The 19,644-nt window shown below is 34.6% G+C and carries 15 protein-coding genes; 6 read left to right on the top strand and 9 right to left on the bottom strand.

Annotated elements, in window-relative coordinates:
* The 5 genes from ACFQ39_RS06185 to ACFQ39_RS06165 form a co-directional block, all read left to right on the top strand.
* Nucleotides 1-776 (top strand): PfkB family carbohydrate kinase (locus ACFQ39_RS06185; protein WP_377177122.1); only part of this gene is annotated, 776 nt, incomplete at its 5' end.
* Between the two features lie 84 nt (nucleotides 777-860).
* Entirely contained in the window at nucleotides 861-2,429 is a 1,569-nt protein-coding gene (locus tag ACFQ39_RS06180) for a sugar porter family MFS transporter (RefSeq protein WP_377177121.1), read from the top strand.
* 45 nt (nucleotides 2,430-2,474) lie between these two features.
* The gene (locus ACFQ39_RS06175) at nucleotides 2,475-4,577 is read left to right on the top strand and encodes a beta-agarase (RefSeq protein ID WP_377177120.1); all 2,103 of its coding nucleotides are present in this window, start codon (nucleotides 2,475-2,477) and stop codon (nucleotides 4,575-4,577) included.
* 8 nt (nucleotides 4,578-4,585) lie between these two features.
* Nucleotides 4,586-5,863 (top strand): Ig-like domain-containing protein, encoded by a 1,278-nt coding sequence (locus tag ACFQ39_RS06170; RefSeq protein WP_377177119.1) that lies wholly within the window; start codon nucleotides 4,586-4,588, stop codon nucleotides 5,861-5,863.
* A gap of 17 nt (nucleotides 5,864-5,880) precedes the next feature.
* On the top strand, nucleotides 5,881-8,358 hold the full coding sequence (locus ACFQ39_RS06165; protein WP_377177118.1) for a glycoside hydrolase family 2 protein: 2,478 nt from the start codon (nucleotides 5,881-5,883) through the stop codon (nucleotides 8,356-8,358).
* Between the two features lie 47 nt (nucleotides 8,359-8,405).
* Here ACFQ39_RS06165 and ACFQ39_RS06160 read toward each other — a convergent pair whose 3' ends face one another.
* The 7 genes from ACFQ39_RS06160 to ACFQ39_RS06130 form a co-directional block, all read right to left on the bottom strand.
* The gene (locus ACFQ39_RS06160; protein WP_377177117.1) at nucleotides 8,406-9,224 is read right to left on the bottom strand and encodes a sugar phosphate isomerase/epimerase family protein; all 819 of its coding nucleotides are present in this window, start codon (nucleotides 9,222-9,224) and stop codon (nucleotides 8,406-8,408) included.
* Between the two features lie 10 nt (nucleotides 9,225-9,234).
* Nucleotides 9,235-10,125, bottom strand: a complete 891-nt coding sequence (locus tag ACFQ39_RS06155) for a phytanoyl-CoA dioxygenase family protein (protein ID WP_377177116.1) — start codon at nucleotides 10,123-10,125, stop codon at nucleotides 9,235-9,237.
* Nucleotides 10,126-10,257: 132 nt separating this feature from the next.
* On the bottom strand, nucleotides 10,258-10,962 hold the full coding sequence (locus tag ACFQ39_RS06150; RefSeq protein ID WP_377177115.1) for a vitamin B12 dependent-methionine synthase activation domain-containing protein: 705 nt from the start codon (nucleotides 10,960-10,962) through the stop codon (nucleotides 10,258-10,260).
* Complete coding sequence (locus ACFQ39_RS06145; protein ID WP_377177114.1) at nucleotides 10,959-11,864, bottom strand: GTP-binding protein; 906 nt, start codon at nucleotides 11,862-11,864, stop codon at nucleotides 10,959-10,961. Before ACFQ39_RS06145 ends, ACFQ39_RS06150 begins: the two co-directional genes overlap by 4 nt.
* On the bottom strand, nucleotides 11,861-13,237 hold the full coding sequence (locus ACFQ39_RS06140) for a uroporphyrinogen decarboxylase family protein (RefSeq protein WP_377177113.1): 1,377 nt from the start codon (nucleotides 13,235-13,237) through the stop codon (nucleotides 11,861-11,863). Before ACFQ39_RS06140 ends, ACFQ39_RS06145 begins: the two co-directional genes overlap by 4 nt.
* Nucleotides 13,237-13,911 (bottom strand): cobalamin B12-binding domain-containing protein, encoded by a 675-nt coding sequence (locus ACFQ39_RS06135; RefSeq protein ID WP_377177112.1) that lies wholly within the window; start codon nucleotides 13,909-13,911, stop codon nucleotides 13,237-13,239. The genes ACFQ39_RS06140 and ACFQ39_RS06135 overlap by 1 nt, the downstream gene beginning before the upstream one ends.
* Nucleotides 13,911-14,930 carry a uroporphyrinogen decarboxylase family protein gene (locus ACFQ39_RS06130; RefSeq protein ID WP_377177111.1) on the bottom strand — a complete coding sequence of 340 codons (1,020 nt, stop codon included), beginning with the start codon at nucleotides 14,928-14,930 and terminating at the stop codon, nucleotides 13,911-13,913. Before ACFQ39_RS06130 ends, ACFQ39_RS06135 begins: the two co-directional genes overlap by 1 nt.
* A 157-nt stretch (nucleotides 14,931-15,087) precedes the next feature.
* Between ACFQ39_RS06130 and ACFQ39_RS06125 the strand changes: the two genes are divergently transcribed.
* Entirely contained in the window at nucleotides 15,088-15,945 is an 858-nt protein-coding gene (locus tag ACFQ39_RS06125) for an AraC family transcriptional regulator (RefSeq protein ID WP_377177110.1), read from the top strand.
* Nucleotides 15,946-15,948: 3 nt separating this feature from the next.
* Here ACFQ39_RS06125 and ACFQ39_RS06120 read toward each other — a convergent pair whose 3' ends face one another.
* Nucleotides 15,949-18,453 carry a glycoside hydrolase family 2 TIM barrel-domain containing protein gene (locus tag ACFQ39_RS06120; RefSeq protein WP_377177109.1) on the bottom strand — a complete coding sequence of 835 codons (2,505 nt, stop codon included), beginning with the start codon at nucleotides 18,451-18,453 and terminating at the stop codon, nucleotides 15,949-15,951.
* Between the two features lie 82 nt (nucleotides 18,454-18,535).
* Nucleotides 18,536-19,483 carry a family 16 glycosylhydrolase gene (locus tag ACFQ39_RS06115; protein WP_377177108.1) on the bottom strand — a complete coding sequence of 316 codons (948 nt, stop codon included), beginning with the start codon at nucleotides 19,481-19,483 and terminating at the stop codon, nucleotides 18,536-18,538.
* Between the last annotated feature and the right edge of the window lie 161 nt (nucleotides 19,484-19,644).

Raw genomic sequence — 19,644 nt, 5'->3', positions numbered from 1 at the left:
ATTTCTTAGAGACAGGTGCGGTGAGCAGAGGGTCAAAAGTGGTTTACGACAGAGCCCATTCTTCTATGTCTGAGATAGAGCCTGGGATGATCGACTGGGATAAAGTATTTGATGGAGTCACTTGGTTTCACTGGACAGGGATTACACCTGCCATTTCACAAGGAGCAGCAGATGCTTGTTTAGAAGCGGTAAAAGCGGCTTCGGCCAAAGGAATCACGATTTCAACAGATTTGAATTACAGAGCCAAATTGTGGAAATACGGAGGAGACAGAGAAAAGATCATGACAGAGCTCACATCCTATTGCGATGTGATCTTGGGCAATGAAGAAGATGCAGAAAAGCATTTTAACATACATCCTGAAGGTTTAGATGTCACCAAACACGGTCATGATGTAAAAGCAGAAGCCTTTTTATCGGTTTGCCAGCAAATGATGAAAAAATTTCCTAGAGCTAAAAAAGTGATCACCACTTTGAGAGGTTCTATTTCTGCTTCACACAACACCTGGGCAGGCGTGTTGTACGATGGTAAAAAGATGTATGAAACACGTCAGTACCAGATTACAGATATCGTAGACAGAGTAGGTGGAGGCGATAGTTTTATGGGTGGTTTGATCTACGGTTTATTGCAATACCCGGAAGATGATCAAAATGCTTTAGACTTTGCAGTGGCAGCTTCATGTTTAAAACACACGATCAAAGGAGATGCGAATCTAGTTACGGTAGACGAAGTTGAAAAACTGATGGGTGGAGACGCCTCAGGTAGGGTAGCGAGATAAATTTGAGCTCAAAAATTAAAAGGATAATGTTAAGGACATTCCAAGCCTTATTAAAATAAATAGAAAAATATACAATTATACCCTATGTCAAAAAAACAACTATATACAATTCGAATTGCAGCAATTGTTGCACTTGGAGGATTTTTACTAGGATTTGACGCTTCTGTCATATCAGGTGTAGTAAAATTCATTGAACCAGAGTTCAATCTTTCTAAAATACAACTAGGTTGGGCCGTGAGCTCGATCACGTTAACTGCGGCTTTGGGAATGATCGTCGCCGGACCTATGAGTGACAAATACGGAAGGAGGAGAATTCTCAAATTCGCGGCAATTTTTTTCACTATTTCCGCAGTTGGATCTGCTTTGGCCGGATCTTTTTTTTGGTTAATCGTTTTTAGAATGATTGGTGGTTTAGCTGTTGGTGCCGCTTTGATTATTGCCCCAATGTATATCGCTGAAGTTGCCCCTTCTGAAAAAAGGGGACAATTAGTTTCTTTTAACCAACTAAACATAGTCTTAGGAATCTCTATTGCTTTTTTTACGAATTACTTAATACTTAAACTAGGTAATTTCGACGCTGAATGGGCCAAATCTATGGGTTTTAGCAAATGGAATTGGAGATGGATGTTAGGTTTAGAAGCCTTTCCTGCCATTTTATATTTCTTCGGTTTGTTCATGGTTCCGAGAAGTCCAAGATGGCTGATGACACAAAACAGAAAATATGAAGCCATTGAAGTGATGAAAAAAGTAGTTTCTGATGATGATGCAAATAGTCAAATCGATGAGGTAGAAAGAAGTATTGTCGCGGATCAAAATAAGGAGAAGTCAGTATTAGGTGACATCTTTAAAAAATCCATGAGAAAAGTAATCATCATTGGATTGATCGTAGGAATTTTTCAACAGTTGGTAGGCATTAATGCTGTGCTCTTTTATGCACCTATGATATTTGAACAAACAGGGATTGGCACAGACGCCTCTTTTGTTCAGGCAATATTAGTTGGGGTGACAAATCTAATATTTACTATTATAGCCATGTTAGCCATAGACAAATTTGGAAGAAAGCCCTTGCTTATTATAGGGATGGCTGGAATAGCTATTAGTTTATTTGTCTTGAGTCATGGATTTAACAAAGCCACCTATACGCTCACCCATAGTGAAATAGAAAAACTCCCTAAAGAAATCAATCATGAGCAGATTCTGCAGCTAGAAGGCCAAGTATTTGACAGCGATCTCACTTTTAAGAAAGCGCTAGTAGAGACACTTGGACAAGAAAGTGCTGCAGTTCATGAGGTTACTTTGATTACAGCCTCTGCTAAGATGAATACCTTACTCATATTAATTGGAATTATTGGATTTGTTGGCGCATTTGCTATGTCTATTGGTCCAGTTATGTGGGTTTTATTTTCTGAGTTATTTCCAAATAAAATAAGAGGTGTTGCTATTTCGTTCGTCGGGCTAGTTAATCTAGGCGTTGCGTTTTTAGTTCAGTTATTATTTCCATGGGAATTGTCTATTCTAGGAAATGCAATGACATTTTTTGTTTTTGGCGTATTTGCAGTACTTGGCTTTGTTTTTATATGGTTCAAAGTGCCTGAGACAAAGGGTAAATCACTTGAACAGCTCGAAGCGATGTTGGTTAAACGAGATAAATAATTATTCATGAACATGACATCATTAATAAAAATACGACCTATTCTGATGAAATCAGTATTACTCTTGTTATTTGTTTGGATATTCCTTGGCAGCTGTAAAAAGGAACCAATTCGGGAGCAAGATCAGAGGCATGAGTTGTTATTATTTGATTTTGAAGATATTTCGCAAATAGAATTAGTGAAACCACAAGACGCTAGTTTTGATTTAAGAGATTCTTTAGATAATAAGTTCATCCAAGTGAACAATGGATATACGATCAAAGAAACAGGAGTAAAATTGTTATGTCCGGAGGGAAAGCCTTGGGACTTGTCTGGTTATTTCCAAATAAAGGCAGAAGTTGCAAATGTAGGAGACGAGGATATTCAAGTAGAATTATTTGTAGGAAATGATCCGGACGACCTGTTAAGGTGGTATTGTTCTGATTATATCGACCTTTCACCAGGAGAAAGTAAAACTATAACTGTTGATTTAGCCTGGACACCATGGATTTTTAATCCACAGATTGAAATTGAAGGATTGCGCGGTGTTCCGGGTAAAATAAAAGCAGATCTAAGTCAGGTTACAGAGCTCACCTTTTGTTCGAGATATGCTACCCAACCCAACCATTTTACCATCGATAATGTAAAAGCTGTTGGAAGATATGAGGAAAGAAATCCAGATAATTTTTTTCCTTTTGTTGATGAATATGGCCAATACATTCATGAAGATTGGAAAAACAAGATGCATTCAGAAAAAGAATTGAAAGAATCTGGCTTGAGAGAGTTAGACTATTTAGAAAGAGTTACCGGGCCTGAAAACAGAGGTAAGTTCGGTGGGTGGACCCATGGGCCCCGACTAAAGGCTACTGGATTTTTTAGAACAGAAAAATTGAAAGATCAATGGTGGATGGTTGATCCGGAGGGTTATTTATTTTGGTCTGCAGGATTAAATTGTGTAGCATCGAATTCGGTTTTTACAGGAATAACCGGTAGGGAACAGTATTTTAGAAATCTACCTCAAAAGAATTCTGATTTCAATGAATTCTATGGTAAAGGTACTATAGCTACACATGGCTTCTATAGGGACAAAATCCCTTATGAAACGTATAATTTTTACCAAAGTAATTTATACAGAAAATTTGGAGATGATTGGCTAAAAACCTTTCAAGACATGGCGCATTTGCGCATAAAAGATTGGGGAATGAACACCATTGGGTTTATGTCGGATTTCGGTGCAACACGTCAGCACAAAACACCTTATGTTGGTTCTATATGGATTCATGAAACTCCAAAAATAGAAGGCTCTACAGGATTCTGGGGGAAATTTCACGATGTGTTTGACCCAAGTTTTAGAACAGCGGTACGGAATTCGGTTATGGCACAAAAAGAAGGAGCTAATGACCCCTGGTGCATTGGTTATTTTGTAGATAACGAATTGTCTTGGGGATTATTAGGTTCATTATCGGTTGGCACACTTCAAAGTCCAGCTACTCAACCTGCTAAAATCGAATTTGTTAACGACTTAAAATCAAAATATCAAAATATAGAAAAGCTTAATGCAGTTTGGACCTCAAATTATGCATCTTGGGATGCATTATTAAACACAGTAGAAAAACCTAACGAGATAAAGGCTAAAGAAGATTTAATAGCGTTTTACAAGAAAATTGCAGACACTTATTTTAGCGTAATAAACGAAGAACTTAAAGCAATTGCACCAAATCAAAACTATTTAGGCTGTCGCTTTGCTTGGGCAAATAACGATGCTGTTTTAACAGCTGCAAGTAAGTACTTGGACATCATGAGCTTTAATAAATACGAGTATAGCATCGCAAATTTCAGACTTCCGGCCGGTGTGGACAAACCTGTAATGATTGGCGAATTTCATTTTGGTGCATTGGATAGAGGAAGTTTTCATATTGGGATAAAAAAGGCAAAAGACCAAACAGAAAGAGGGCAAATGTATCAAGATTATATTCAAGGTGCGTTAAGACATCCAAATATAGTTGGAGCGCATTGGTTTCAGTATATAGACGAACCAAATACTGGACGTTTTGATGGCGAAAACTACAATGTTGGATTTTTAGATATTTGCGACAATCCTTATGAAGAATTAATAGAAAAAGTAAAAGAAACCACGTATTCTATGTATGAATACAGAACAAAAAACTAAAGACACTTATGCACTTTAAATTATTAAATATTTATAGATACGCTATAGTTTTTCTTTTTACAACTTTACTATTTACGAATTGCGGAAGTTCTTCTGGTTCTGATGAACCTGAAAATATGAACGGCACACTAACTGCTGTTAATGATGTTTTGGTTGTAGAAGAAAATAGTACTGCTGGCACTTCAAATCAAGTTAATGTTTCTCTGAATGACATCCTAGGAAGCGATGGAGGAGATTCAGATAATTATAGCTTAACTACAGCTGCAAATAATGGAGAGGTTAACGAAATTAGCGATGGAGTTTTTGAATATATTCCAGATGAAGATTTCTTTGGTAATGACAGTTTTACCTATACTGTTACTGATGTTGATGGCGATTCAGATACTGCAACAGTTAATATTACTGTAAACGAATATCAACCTACTGCAGAAGATTTTGATAATATGGATCCTAATTTTCCATCCTTCACCTCTATAGAAGACACAACTCCTGATGGAAAACAATGGGTGAAATTTGAGTCTATGTCTGATGAATTTGATACTTGGGACAATACAAAATGGTTTAAATCTACATGGAATTATGGTGTACCTGTTTTTATGTCGACATCTAGCGAAAACTCCGGAGTTACAGACGGAAAGCTTTGGATTAAAGCAACATTAAATTCAGGTAATCCTGATGGCAGATGGTTTCAAACGGCAAGAATTCATTCTGTAGCAGAAACCAAATATCCGATGTACACCGAAGCTCGAATAAAAACATCTCATATTTCTGCCTATAATACCTATTGGCTAAATAATGGAGACATCAATAATCGAGATGAAATTGATATTATCGAAAACAACTCTAAACCCTCGTGTACTAATTGTGCTGCAGATGTATTTCCAGCGCAAATGAATTCGCAATACTTTCAAGCTGATGAAAATCTAATCCCACAAACGGTAAGAAACAAAGGAAACTTTAGAAGATCAAATTTATCTTCTGCTAATCCTTTAAAAAATGTTGGATGGAACGAAGATTATCATATTTATGGTGTTTGGTGGAAAGATTCCAAGCACATCCAGTTCTATTTAGATGGTGAACCAGCTGGAAGTGTTACCGTTGGAGAACATGAAGATGGCAAGACCTACAACAGAGAATTTACACGTGATTTAGAAATTATTTTCGATTTATGGACGAATGAAGCAGAATGGTTAGGTGGTCTTCCGCCACAATCCGATCTAAACGATGATGCGATTAATACCATGCGCATTGATTGGGTTAGAACGTGGAAATTAGAAGACGAATAAAAAAATTTAGGTTTTAAATGAAAAACATAAGCAAAGAAGAAAAAGATTATTTATCTGAAAAAGGAAAAATTTCTAACGATAAAATTGTCTTTGACTTAAGCGGAAATAATTGGCAATTCGAAGGTATTCGTCCTGATGAAGGTGTTAAAATTGGGTTCCATGAATTAAATTTTGATATCACTGGAGATTCCTTTAACTGGAGTTTCGCAAAAGTTCCTGGAGATGTTTATACAGATTTATGGAGAGCAGGAAGAATTGAAGACCCACATTTTGGAAGAAATAGTTTAAAGGCAAAATGGGTTCCAGAGAATGAGTGGTGGTACAAACGTCAGTTCGATGTTCCAAAAGAGATGTATAAAAAACATATCCAACTCGTTTTTGATGGAGTGGATTATGCTTGTGATGTTTGGTTGAACGGAAAGTTTTTAGGTACACATGAAGGTATGTTTTCTAAATTCAAATTTGATGTGTCAGACACGATTAGATTCGAAAGTTTACGTTTCGGTACCAATGTATTAATGGTTAGATTACATCCTGCACCAAGACGCTACAGTCAAGTAGCTGGTCGTAAACCTGCATGGCATGGCGACTATTGGGTAAGCTTACCTCCTACAGGAATTTGGAAACCTGTTCGCTTAGAAGCAACAGGAAAAGTAACTATTGAAGATACCTATGTAAAACCAACAATCTTGTTGGAAGATTCGGTGAGATTAGGCATAGAGCTTGAGCTATTAAACCATGATTCTATAGCGAAAAATGTTATTGTAAAAGTTGAGGTTGAAGGTGAAAACATGGACACTAAAACTTATGAAATCACAAAGTTCATTGCAGTAACAAAAGGAACAAATTCTGTAGCCTTAAGCCTTGATGTTAATGAGGCTAAATTATGGTGGCCTTGGGATTTAGGTGACCAAAATTTATACACTGCCAAAGTAACCGTTACTGAAGGTGAAGCGCTTCATGATACAACTTCTACATCGTTTGGAATTCGTGAAGTAAAAATGGAACTCAACCCAGGTTTCACTAAAGATCAAGTTGAAAATCCTTGGACTGTGATGATAAATGGAAAACGTCATTTTATGCGTTCTGGAACTTGGGGAGGACCTCCAGATATTTTTATGGGAAGAGCGCATCCAAGTAAATACAAAGAATTAATTCGATTAGCGAAAGAAGCTAACTTCAATAATCTAAGAATCTTTGGATGGCATCCAGAGGAGATTCCATTATTCTATCAATTGTGTAATGAAGCAGGAATTACAGTTTGGCAAGATGTATTGCCATTGGCCAGTTTATCTTTACCTAAAGATGAAGAGTTCAAACAGGCTGTTTATGCAGAGGCAATAGCCTCTGTAAAAGAACAACGTAATCATCCTTGTATTGTGTTGTTGGAAGGTTCGGAAGAACTGTTTATGACAGCTTCAGACCCAAAACACAATTTAGAATTTGTAAACGGACTTGGTGAAGCCATCAAACCATATACATCTTTATATTTTATTCCTTCATCACCTTTAAGTGATGAAGTTGGACTCAATTTAGGTTTCAAACCAAACGAAAGTTTTCATGCAAACGATTTATTTTATGGTGAAGGAGAATTCGTTATGGAAGACTATTTCCCAAGTTTAGATTATGCCGTAATTCCAGAATTAGCCATTTCTTCTTGTCCAAATGTAGAGAGTATAAAGAAGTTCATACCTGAAAACGAAATTTGGCCTCCTGGACCAAGTTGGGGACATCATTGGACAGATTTTGATGCCTTAAGAACACTTAACTTTGAAGTACTTGGTGACCAAAGTCGAGATGGATTCGAGAAATTTGTTGAAGCAACTCAAATTGCACAAGGTGTAATTTTTCAATATGCATTGGAGCATTTTAGAACCAGAAAGCCTAAAACAAGTGCCATTTGTATTTGTCATTACATCACTTTTGCTCCAGATATGAAATGGGGAATTGTAGATTATTATCAGGAAAAGAAAATGTCATTCAACCATGTTAAAAAAGCCTATCAGCCTGTTTTATTCACCATGAAACATTACGATAGACGGTGGTTACCTGGAGAAGAATTTAAAGGGGAATTGTGGATTGTAAATGATTATTATAAGTCATTTAACAATTGTAAAGCATCGATCAAATTCTTGGACAAAGCTAAAAAGGTAGTCAAAGAAGAAGAATTTGATGTAAGCGAAATTTCAGGAGACAGCTCAAAGAAATTCTTTGATGTATCGTGTAAAGTTCCTGGTAAGCTAGGAGATAAATTCTATGTGGAAATGTCTTTAGTTGATGACAAAGGAAATGTTTTATCTGAAAACGATTATTTCTTATTAGTATCTGATAAAACCATAGATAAAAAAGAGTTGAGAGAAATCGGTTTAGAAGCTTTTGAAATCAAGCAAAAGTATGGATGGGCAAATTATTTTAGATACTATCCAAGTCTTGGTGCAGAAGAAGGTCATCTGGAAGCTGACCAGAAAATGCCAGTTGCAAGAGGATTTGAATAAATGGATATTTCCTAAAAAAAACCTTGATAGTTTTATCAAGGTTTTTTTTAGCTAAGATCGATATTCTTTAGATAAAGCATCATTTGTTTATTTAAGTTCCACTGATTTTCAATGGGAACATTTTTAAAAGGCAAATAAGGCATATATGGTTTTGGACCAAATTCCGGACAAATATAAAACTCTTTTTGCCCTCTAATTTTTGCGTCTTGTAATATACTTTTCCACCAATTCGTAAAAATTTCAAGAGCTTCTTTATTTTCTGGAGCAAAAGGATTGTTGATTTGCGGTGATTGCGTATACCCTACTCTTGCATGAATATAATAGCATTTTTTAACGGCAGTTTGAACATCATCCATTTGATCCTCTAAAAAAGATTCAGAAACGGTAACCCAATGAGAAAAATCTGCGGTAAGTTTTAAATCTGGATATTGTTTTAAAAAATCAACTGTTTTTTTTGCACTATAATTAAATCGGCCTCTATGTGTTTCATGTATTATTTCTACACCTGTTCTTTTTGATATTTCAAAACATTTTTCAATAATTCGGCAATTATCTTCAAATGAAAAATAATCCTTTCCTGTATGCGAATTAATAAAGTCAGGATTTAAAGATGCTCTTTTTAGGAGTAGATCTTCCAACCTCACAATATATTCATTTACCGTTTCTAATTTTGGACTTAGCCATTGTTGGGCAACAAAAATTAGATTTTCGTCTTTTATTCGTGAAAGCAATTTATTTTCAAAATCGCTATCGTTAGGAATGTTAATTTCTATTCCATCATATTCATACTTCAATACTTTATCAATAAATTCATCAGCAGATAAGCCTTCCATTCCCCAAAATGGACATAAGTATTTTACAGTCATAAATTAAATGCTATGTTTGTGATCTGTCTAATAACAAAGGAAAAAATTGACCTTCCATTTTTTTCCCTTTTGGTATAACAGGAACACCTTTTAACAAAGGTTCATCCGAATTGGAAACAGTACCATCGGCAAAAACATTTAAAACAAATGCTCTTCGAGATATTTCAGAAGAATTTTCGTAAGAACCATGCACCATTAAAGGATGATGAAAAGTTCCATATCCTTTTTTCATTTCAATTGGTACTTGATTTTTAAACTCTTCTTTTTGTTCATCAGTTAGAAAGTTTTTAAACTCATCCATTTCTCCAGTTAAAACTATCTTATCCAATAATCCCCATTTATGACTTTTAGGAATATAGTGCAAACAACCATTTGCTTTAGTCGCATCGTCCAAACCCGTCCAACAGGTTAAATGTTGCATTTTAACAGTTCTTGTCCAATAAGAGTAGTCTTGATGCCATGCAACCACACCTCCATGTTTTGCAGGTTTACAAAACAGTTGGTCATGCCAAAAACGCACAGATCTATTGTCTAATAGCTGACTTGCCGCCATAACAAATGCTGGATTCCAGTTTACATCATGAAAGCCTGGAGTTATTCTCCAATGTCCTAAGGAGTGGAAAATCACTTTTTTAGGGTCAACGGCTTCATTCGTATGAAATTCGTAAAAAAGTTCATGTGCTGGATGCTTTGGATCTCGTATTTCAGCTAACTCCTCATTTAGTTGGTCAACTTGCCATTCTTCTAATAGTTTTATATTCGATAGATAACCATTCTCATGAAAGAATGCTATTTGTTCATCGGTTAGTTTATATTGCTCCCATTCTTCTGGTGATTGTGGCCATTTAAAAAAATTGGAAACTAGTCCATGTAGCTTAGACAGATCTTTAGTTTTTGTCATGTTTTAAAATTTTTAGATGATAAAAATAGAAAGTCAAGGAATTAAAATATTAGTGTAATGTGACTAAAAAAGTGCTTATTTTGATCTATTTTAATAGTAGGCATTCATTTAGTTGTTCATATACAGAATAAATCAATGTCTGACATACATTTTTTTAGCGCGATACACACAATCTGTACTGCTACACGTATCACAAATATATTCGCGATGTGTTACTTTTTTTCCAATTCCAACAATTCCGGAAACCGATTTAACTGGACTCATTAGAGACGATTCGCTTAGTTTTACCTTGCAGAAATTATCCGGTAAAAATGAGAATAACTTTTGTTGGTCTATCACTTTCCAATCACAGTAACCTGGACTGTATCTATTTGTTACTGAAAGAGTATCGTTTTCTACATAGTCTTTGATATTATTGTAAACAATATCCATAGCACCTTCTACTAAAAGAGAGCCAGTTGCATCTACAACAAAACTCATTACAAAATCACCTTCCGTTTGAAACTTTTTACTCCATTTTTCTACTTCGTAACCAGCAGTACATATAAATAATGCCACATACTCGGAACCTTTTAAGAAAGAAGTTATCATTCTACCTGTATTAAAAGATTTTTCTTCAACAGAAATACTTCCATCTTTTATGGAAAAATCTGTAACGGGTTTTATAACATAACCTCCTTCAATGTTTTTGTTTTTAGACAATAAAGCTATGGCCTCATCAATCATACTATTGAAAGGTTCGTCTGGATTGGGACCCAAACCCATAAAGGAAGATATTTCTTTTTTATCGAGTTTGATTTCTGAAAAATCAATTTTATATGAAACAATTCCTGTCATAAAACTAAAGTTCTTGCAGTTTGAAAAGTGTTTCGCAACAATCTTAAATTCATCTCCTCTCCAAATGCAATAATTTCACAGTTTCCAGAGAAATCTTCAAGGGGTACAATATTGAAGTTATTATAGGTTAAATGAAAGAGTCTGTATTCATTCGTATCAATCCGAACAAAACCTTTTACTCGAATACTAATCTTGGTGAGTTCTTGTAGAAAAATTTCTAAATTTTCAAGAGGAATAATTGATGTAGTTCTATAGACTGCAGTTTTAATATCTTCTTGTCTAGATACTTCCATTGCTCCATTGGTAATGGTATGGACTTGAGTTAAATGAACTGAATCTATATTGCAAAACTCATGTTTAGCAATTTCAGCAAATGGATTTATCTCTTTTACAGATTCAATAACATTGTTGATTTGAGCATCATCAACCAAATCTATTTTATTGAGAATAATTTTATCTGCAACTCTAATTTGATGTTTTGCACGTTGAACCAATGCAGCACTTTTCTCAAAATTCAATGCGTCAACAACACACCATGCTCCAGCATATTTTACTTTATGGCTAATGCTATCGTTGTTTAGTAATTCGCAAATAGAGATTGGATCTGAAATTCCCGAAGCTTCTAAATAAATAATTTCAGGATTGAATTGATTTACTAAGGATAATAGATTTTCTATAAAATTGCTTAATAAGCAAACACAAAAAACAGAACCATTGTTGATTTCAACAAGTTCAAAGTCTTTGTTTTGAAGTTTTAATTCTTTGCCATCAACTCCAGAAGGTGCGAATTCATTTTGAATCACTGCGATTTTTTTATCCTTTTGTAGTTTCAGCAGATTTTTAAGCAATGTTGTTTTTCCACTGCCTAAAAATCCACTGATAAGAATTAAATCTGCAGTCATGCGTTTTCTAATTGCTTTTGATCTAAATGTTTGTTTATGCGTTCAATTAATTCTGATTTTGGAGGTATAATTGAAATAAATTCAACTTCTCCATCGATACAAATAGTTGGTAGATTTCTAACACCAAGAGACATCATCATCTGTATACCTTCTTCGTTTTTAATTTTATGCTCTACAAATTCTATATTATCTGCTCCAATTTCTTCAACGGCCAGTTTAACTGCTTTTACCATGTATTGACAAGGAGCACAAGAAGCTGAATCTAAAGTGATGATATCTATTTTTACTTTGTCCTTTTCAAAATAGCCATCTAAATTAAGCAACTCAATATTTTTAGCCGTTTGTCCTTTTGCTCTTAAAACATCTTGCTGATACTTGTCGTGAACAATTTCTGCCACAGCTTCCAGATTTTCAACAGGAGTTGCCATTGGCAAATCGCATCCAGGAGCTAAAATAAATCCTGTATCACCACCAATGTCCATACATTCAATAGCTTCAAATTTTGATGCTTCAGGAGTTCCCATTAGTAATACTGATGTAAGCTTCATGTTTCCACCAAAACTTAAATTGTATGTATCACATTGCTCTTTTAAGAAATCTAAAGGAATGTTTTCATCAATTGAAATATTGTCTGGTTTACATTTACACATTACTTCAATGTTTTGCGATGCGTTACCACAAACAAAGAACGAACTTAATGCTCCACTTTCTCTAATATGAGCGAATAAATCTGTACAGTAAGGAGACACGAACGTCTCGAACGACATTGGGTCTATTTGACTTACCATAGGATCTACAACAGCAATGACATCGCAACCAGCTTCCATATAATAATCAGACATGGCCTTACCTACTTTAGTCGTATAATCCATTACTTTTCCAACATATTCAGGGTCTTCAAATAGCTTCATGAATATATCTGTTCCTAAAAGGTGTAATGCCAAGGTAAAAGGACCAGTAATTAATCCATATAATGCAATATCTGGATTGTTTTCCTTAATCTTGGTTGTAGCATTCATGACTGTTGCTATTCTACCTTTACAACGACAAGGCACTTTTAAATCCTCGATATTTAGACTTCCATCTGCAAGTGGATGAGATACCACAGCAGGAGGATTATCTTTAGACCATTTAATTTTGCAACCTAAAACTTCGGCTTCAATTTGAAGATCGAAAGTCACAGGAATTCCATCTGGATTGTACTTTTTTATTGCTAGTTCAGCACCATCAATTATATGTTGTTCCGATTGAAAATATGTCGTCGCATCTAAGCCTAATAGTTCTCCAGCGTGTGCACCAACAAAAGGAACCCATGGGATGCGTTCCACTTTTTGACGTTGCATTGCTGCTTGTATTAATTCTAAACCATTCATTAGGCAGATTTTTTTAATTTATTCATAAATTCAACTACACCTTGAGGATCTGGAGAATAGTTGTCTGCTCCAATTTTATCACAAAAATCTTGTGTAATTGGTGCTCCACCAATGGTGACTTTTTGATTTGGGTAAGCTGATTTAATTTCTTGAACTATATTTTCCATGCTTACCATTGTGGTTGTTAATAAGGATGACAAACCGATAATAGCATCTGGAAATTCATTAATGGTATCTAAAAACTTCTTTGCTGGAACATCTGTACCTAAATCTATGACTTCGTAACCGTTTCCTTCCACAATCATTGAAACTAAGTTTTTACCAATATCATGTAAATCACCAGCAACGGTTCCTATGATAAACACCCCTTTTTTGTCTTTATTTCCTTTAGCAAATAATGGTTTTAGGTGTTCCATTGCTGTATTCATAGCTTTTGCCGACATTAAAACTTGAGGAACAAAGACTTTATTCTCTCTAAATTTGATACCTACTTTTTCCATTCCAATTATCAATCCTTTTGAAAGCACATCTTTTGCTGAAGCACCTTGTTCTAGGGCCTGAATAGTTAACTCATCTGCACCATCTTGATCTTTCATGTTTGGTGGATAAGGTGCAGCCTTATTGATTTTACCAAACTCTACACAGTCCGATATTTTTTGAAATAAATCTTCCATTATGCTAATTCTTTTTCTTTTAGTTGCGCTTGTGCAACTTCAATAAATGTTAATATATTTTCTAGTGATGTATCACTTTCTACAGAGTGGGAAGGTGAGAATATGTAACCACCTTTTCTACCCATTTCGAGTAATTTAAGCGATTCTTGTTTTACATCTTCAGCAGTTCCAAAAGGCAATGTTTTTTGCATAGATAAGCCTCCATGAAAACAGAGTTTCCCTAAATAATCTGCATGAATTTCATGAACATCCATAACCTCTGGTTGGAAAGGATTGAAACAATTCAATCCTGCATCAATTAATGAGGGGAATAATTCGTCTACATCGCCACAAGAATGTATCATCACATATTTACCTGCATCTTTCACTCTCTTATACATTCGTTTAATGTGAGGATACAAAAACTCATGCCATAAATCTGCTCCCATAATTAATCCATGTTGTTGTCCCCAATCATCACCAAAGTAAACAGCATCAATGTCATACTCTAAAGCTTTATCAACTTGAGCAATGTTATAGTCTGTTATTTTACCCAATAGTTCATGAACAAAATCTGGATACATGTAGAAGTCCATCAATAGATTTTCCATACCTCTCATTGACCAAGCTCTTTCATATAATGAAAATCCAATTTGAAAAACCCTGAACATGTCAGGTTTCTTTTCAATTTCAGATTCAATATTGGCAAAGAAACGAGGGTCGTGAGGATTTGGAAACTCAACTCCTTCCAATGTTGGTTCTTTAATAATATCTTCTACAGGCATTCCTATATCTTTATCGACAGTTCGGTCCCAAACTACTTTAAATACATCTTGAAAATGATCTTTTTGAACTTCTTCAAAAAAGCCTATATCACTGCCTAAATTTAAAATGTGGTTTCCTAAAACAACATCTAAATCTTCTTTTTTAAAGTGTTTTTGAAGCATTTCTTTTGGCTCTTTTGTGAATTTAAAAGACCATGGTACATAAGGAGGTTTCTTGTGGTCAAGTACCATTTTGATGATTTCTCGCTTAGTCATGTTTTTATTGTTTTTGAAGTATATCAAAAGTGCTACTTTATCTATTAACAATCTACCTTGATTTTAGCTATATAATAGCTTATATTGATATATTTTCCACTTGAATTGTCATGATATGCATCATAATTGACTATCTTTAGTAAAAAATTTGTATGACTTGAAAGCACAATTTGAAAAGATTCCTAATAACCATCATTCACTTCATGCCTTTATATATGAAAATAAGGATTTTGATGCCCCTTGGCATTTTCATCCTGAATATGAGTTAACCTATATTGTAAAAGGAAAAGGAATACGATATATAGGGAACAATATTCAAAAGTTTGAAGAAGGTGATTTTGTTTTAATAGGTTCTAACTTACCACATTGCTGGAAGAATACACATCAGGGTAGTGGATCTGTAAAATCAATCGTTTTTCAATGGAATGAATCGATGTTGGGTGCAGATTGGTTGGAGAAAGATGAGTTTTATAATATAAAAATGCTTCTAAAAAAGGCGTCGAAAGGAATTTTATTCAAAAAAAGCTATGCCAAAAAAAGCCTAGATAAACTTTATAGTATTATAAGTAAACCTCCTTTGAATAAATTATTAAGTTTTTTGTCCTTACTTGAAGAGCTGAGTTCTGAGGAAGATATTGACATACTTACATCAGCTGGGTTTTCGCCAAACCTAAATTTAAAGGCGAATTACAGGATTGATATCGTTTACGACTATGTAAAAGTGAATTACAAAAATAAAATTATGCTTGACGAAGTATCGGGGCTGGTCTCTATGGGAAATGAAGCTTTTTGTAGATTTTTTAAAAAATCATTAAATAAGTCTTTTTTTACTTTTATAAATGAGTATAGAATCAATCTTGCCAGTAAAATGTTAATTGAAACCAATAAACAAGTAAGTCAAATTGCTTATGATTGTGGTTATGAGAGCTTGCCATTTTTTTACAGACAATTTCAAAAGTTCATGCATTGTTCTCCTTTGGTATTTCGAAAAAAATATTTGATTGTAAAACCTTGATAACTAATGTATGTCTATAGTAATTTCTTTACTATTCTGTCCATCTATAGTGGCTTTTACTTTTATTAAATTGGAGTTTTTATTTGACTGAAGAATTAAGAGGCATCTTCCGTGACCGGTCATAATGCTCTTAGATTTAAAATCTTGGACATTGTCTGGTAAACCATTATCAACTCCGAGTATTCTTGCATCGCCTTTTAGTTCGAAGGTAACTTTTTTGTTTTCGGTTTTTACGTCTCTTCCTTTGTCGTCTTTTAGTTGAACAACTAAATGTGCTACATCATAACCATCGGCTTTGAGTGTTGATTTATCTGTGGTAAAGGAAAAGTTTGTGGCTTTTGTACTTGTTTCAAGAACAGCCTGAGCTTGACTATTGGTTGATTCAGCTCTTAATTTACCTTCTTTAAAAGGGACATACCACCGTAATATTTTATCTTTATTATTCGATAAGTTTTTAACTCCTAATGAGGTGTTGTTGATAAACAATTCTATTTTTTCTTGATTGGTACAAACTTCGACTATAATTGAATCATTATGTTTGTAATTCCAATGCATATTGGAAGGCCTCCACCGATAAGCAATCTCAGAATCAGCAAATACTTCACCATTCACGTCAACATTAAATCCAGACTCTGAAACAGGTAGGGTACCAATTGATACATGTGGTTCATCTACCCATATACTTTTGAAATAATTCCAGCCTTGATTTTTAAAGCCCGCCAAATTAAGCATATCACCTAAAAACACTTTTGTAGGCCATTGGTCATGAGCTTCTCCAAGATAGGCAATTCCTGGCCACATATACATGCTGTAAACTTCAGGATTATCGATTACCTCTTTCCAATCTTCCCACGAGCCGGGGCATTCATTGATTGTTAGTTGCTTGTGTGGAAAATACTTCTGCGCCCAATCTATATCTTTATTTCTATAACTATAACCAACCACATCAACAGCGTCAGCATAACCACTTACATGACTTACTTGTGGTATAACGAAGTTGGCTGTTGTTTTTCTTGTTATATCTAGTTCTTTTAACCATTGATTTGCCTTTTTTGCAGTTTCAGCTAAAATGTATTCTCCTTTTTTTGATTTGTCGTATCGCGCTTTCATTTCTTCTGGTGAAAATATTGGAGCACTTCCCCAATAATTTCCAGAATTTTGTGGGTCTTTTGGATCTTCCCAAAAACCTGTTACATATCTGTAATGAAGATAAGTCCACTCAATTTCGTTACCAATACTCCATTCAAAAATACTTGGATGATTTCGGTCTCTTAAAACGGTTCTGGTTAAATCGCTTTTTCCCCATTCATGAAAATGTTCAGTATAACCAGATGTAATATAATCTGGTTCTCTTTCATGGTAATTTAGACGCTTATCTTTAGGGTAATCTAATTCATCAAACAATTCTGCTTGTACTAAAAATCCCATTTCATCACATAAATCTAAAAACTCCTGAGAAAAAGGGTTGTGTGCTGTTCTAATAGCATTAACACCTCCATCTTTTAACAATGTTAGGCGCCTTTTCCAGACACCTTTTGGTACTGCTGCTCCAACTAAACCAGCATCATGATGTAAGCAAACTCCTTTAGCCAAAGTTGGTGCCCCATTTACCAATAACCCTTGTTCTTTGTTGTGAACAATACTTCGTATTCCGAAAGGGGTTGTGTAGTTATCAATAATTTCATTATCCATTTTTAAAATGGTTTTTGCACTATATAGATTAGGGTTGTCAGTATCCCACAACATTGGATTCGTTACTTCTAATTCTAAATTCACTGTTTTTATTTCATTGGATTTAATATAATCAGAAGAATAAGTAGTTGTTGCTACATGATTCCCAAATTTATCAAGAATATCCGTTACTAAGGTAAATTCAGAAGCATATGAAAAATCATTTTTAACCTTAATTTCAATATTAATCTTAGCTTTCTTATTTGAAATTTCAGGAGTTGTGACATACGTTCCCCAGATAGGAATATGTAGTTTTTTTGTTGTGATGAGTTTTACATTTCTATAAATCCCACTTCCAGTGTACCATCTGCTATCTGCATAGCGTGAATGATCGACATAAACACTTAAGATATTATCCTCGCCATTAGAATTGAGTTTATCTGTTACATCAAAATAAACTGGCGAATAACCATAAGGATTCTCACCTAGATACTGACCGTTTAACCAGAATTTGGCATTGTTGTATACTCCGTCAAAAAGAATAAATGCATTTTCAGAATCTATCTCTATTGGAGTTTCAAAATGTTTTTGGTACCAAGCAACTCCTCCCGGTAAATAACCGGTACATCCTTCCAAGTTCTTATCAAATGATGATTCTACACTCCAATCGTGAGGTAATCGTACATCTTCCCAAGCACTATCTTTTAGTGGTGTTTGAAATGCAGAAAGGGTATCTTCAATTAGTTGAAATTTCCAGTCGAAATTAAAATCTATTTCTCGATTAGTTTTTATTTCTTGTTTGCAACCAGTTAGACCAATTATTAAAAAAATGATCAAGAAAAACAGTTTCAAACTGGCTTTGAAGAAACTCTTTTTTGATATTTGGTAGAAAGAAGTTAAGGGGGAATATAAAACTATTTTAATTGTCGATTGGTTTAAATACACGGATCCAGTCTATTTTAAAGGTGTTGTTTGCAGTATTTTCTATTTCAACATTAGTTGGAGACAAACCTTGATTTGCCCGCCATGTTTGGTCTTCCGCGCTAATAATGATATCCATTTCTTTACTTAAACCAGTACCATTCGTAAAATCCTGCGGATCAATTTGAGCAACACCTGATCTAGTTCTTACCAGTTTTCCATCAATATAATATTCCAAATTCCATGGATCTTTCCAGTAAACTCCATATCTGTGGAAATCATTTCTCCACACGGTTTGACCATCAGTGTAAAAGCTTCCCTCGTCATTAGGTTGCCAATCTTGAAAAGGCTGTCTAATAAATACATGGTGACTTAGATGTACTCTTTTAGGCCCGAACCATGGATTGGTAAAACGATCACCGCCGTAGGCTTCTACAATGTCTATTTCTTGTGTATCATCTGGGCTAAGTAACCAAACTGCATTTGCCAGTGTAGAATTCATAATTTTCACTCTTGCTTCAATATAAACGGGATAAATAACTCTATTGGTCGATGTGACAATGCCCGTGTTGGTGTTGTTAGTGCCTATGGGTCTGCCCGCTGTTATGTTTAATTCATTATTTGTCACAAATGAGTGTTCACGGCTGAATATCGTTGGCTCGGGACCTGTCCAAGCATTGTGATACCAATCATCCCATTTATCTAAAAATGTAGCACCCTTATTATTTGCCGGCGAATCATATTCGAAATTATCTGAAATATTTTTCTGAAATTCCCATTTTTTTCCTGGTCCAGAATTGGCTGGAACGGGTATGGTTATCCATGTTTCTTCTAAAGGATTATTGTCATTATTATCTGAAATTGCATCTTCTACATCTGACCCTGAGCTAGAACAAGCCATCATTGTAGTTAAAAAAAGTGAAAATAGTATTTTGATAATTTTCATAGATTTTAATTTTCGGTAAAGGTATTTTAAATCAATTTTTTTATGCTTAAAAACAACTTTACAAAAACTGTACAATTAAAAATTATAATAGACGCATTGTTTCTTTTAGAATGAGTACCGATCATCCGTTAATTGATTTAAATGTCTAGTTTATATGAAGT

The sequence above is a fragment of the Namhaeicola litoreus genome (genome assembly GCF_042679565.1).
GTDB lineage: Bacteria > Bacteroidota > Bacteroidia > Flavobacteriales > Flavobacteriaceae > Namhaeicola > Namhaeicola litoreus.
The sequence above is the reverse complement of the archived record's forward strand: the minus strand, read 5'-3'. Positions and strand labels throughout refer to the sequence as shown.